General features: G+C 60.1%; 1 protein-coding gene. It reads right to left on the bottom strand.

Going from position 1 to position 1,656, the window contains the following annotated elements; translation table 11 throughout:
* Positions 1 to 476: 476 nt before the first annotated feature.
* On the bottom strand, positions 477 to 1,541 hold the full coding sequence (locus tag AKL29_RS13150) for an IS110 family RNA-guided transposase (protein WP_050384483.1): 1,065 nt from the start codon (positions 1,539 to 1,541) through the stop codon (positions 477 to 479).
* Between the last annotated feature and the right edge of the window lie 115 nt (positions 1,542 to 1,656).

Below are 1,656 nucleotides of genomic sequence, written 5' to 3'. Positions count from 1 at the left end.
AGGCGCGGCACGCGCCCCGACCGACCGGCACGCCGAAACCCAAGCCATGCCAATGGCTTGCGGTTCGACCGGCGAGCCCCTTTTATCTCGCCTTCCTAATCGGGCGTTCAAAGTCAACTCATTCCTACGCTTTTCTTCGACTTCTCGCAGAATAAGCATCGCTGCTTCCCTCCATCTACGACGCACAAACGTCACCACACCGCGTTGCAGTGGCATTCACTAGGCGGGGTCCATGCGTTCCTTCGCGTTCAGCACTTCGGCCGTCGCATGCTCTTCATCAGGTTCGTAAACAGGGCTGTCCAAGCAGTTTTGCGCTCTCGTCCCCGAAGGGCGGCAGCAGGCAAGAGATAGCGGACATTCCCCGTTTCGCGGCCCCGCCAGGGGACGCTCACCGCGCGCGCGGATCTCTAATTTCGTTCCTCCTCAACACATGCTGGGCGTATCCCCAGCGCCTTCTAGGCTCGTCTGTGCAGCGGCTACTGCGCCGGCTTTAAGCGCAGCCGCTGCGTGATCTTGGCACCGAATCCGACGTGGAAATCGGTCTCGCTGACCCACATCCGGTGCAGAATGCATGCGAGCTTCCGTGCGACCGCGGCAATCGCGCACAGCATGCTCGACCGCCTGGCGATCCGCAGGCCCCATGCCCGCAATGCGGACCATTTCCTGACCCGCAGCAGCAGGCTAGCGGCCGCCTCACACAGCGCCTCGCGCACGGCGATATCGCCCTGTTTGCTGATATGACCATCAAAATCGATCGACGTCCCAGACTGGTGGCGCTTCGGCGTCAAGCCAAAATGGGCGCCCACCGTGCGTGATCGGGTAAAGCGATGAGGGTCATCAACACCAACTTTGAAGGACAAGGCGACGACCGGACCGACGCCCGGAACCGTCATCAGACGTCGACAAACAGGATCATGCTGGATCACCTGCAGGAGCACGCGATGTAGCCGATCGTAGCCCTCGAGGAGAGCGCGGCGCACGTCCAGCATGACCTGGACAGACATCACAAAGATCGGATCGCTGTGCTCGATCAGCTCGCGGATACGAGCCTCAAAGGTCCCTCGGGCAACCGCTCCGACGAGCAATCCATAGGCCCGCAGTGCACCGCGAACATGGTTCTCGAGGTCGACCAATTTGCGCTTGAGCAGCTTCCGGTTGGTCAGCAATGTGCGCATTTTTTGCATGTCGATGTTCTTGACATGGACAGCGCGGTACCAGCCCAACCGCATCATCTGCGCGATGCCGCGCGCATCGTTTCGGTCGGTTTTATTGCGCATCGTCGACAGCGAAACGCGCATATGGCGTGCTTCCACGACAATGATCGGAAGCCCGGCTGCCTGTAATTCACGATACAGCCAAATACCTAGCGATGACGCCTCGACCCCCACCCTATCGAGGCGATCCGCGCAGCCCTCCAAAGCGGAGCGGATCGCCTCTGGCTCCGTGTTGACCTTGACTTCGCGGACCGTGAGACCCTCGCTATCGACGATGCAAACGCTGGTTTCTTCTAGACCGACGTCCAATCCAACATAGAGTTTCATCGGAGCTCTCCCTTGTGGCAACGACGATCTAAGTCGTCGCACCAGGCTCCGGATTCGGCCACGACCGTCTTATCCCCGTGCACCGGTATCTCGAAGCCCGATTTGAAGAGCCGTC

The organism is Bradyrhizobium pachyrhizi (assembly GCF_001189245.1).
Lineage (GTDB): Bacteria > Pseudomonadota > Alphaproteobacteria > Rhizobiales > Xanthobacteraceae > Bradyrhizobium > Bradyrhizobium pachyrhizi.
This window is presented reverse-complemented; position numbering and strand designations above follow the sequence as displayed.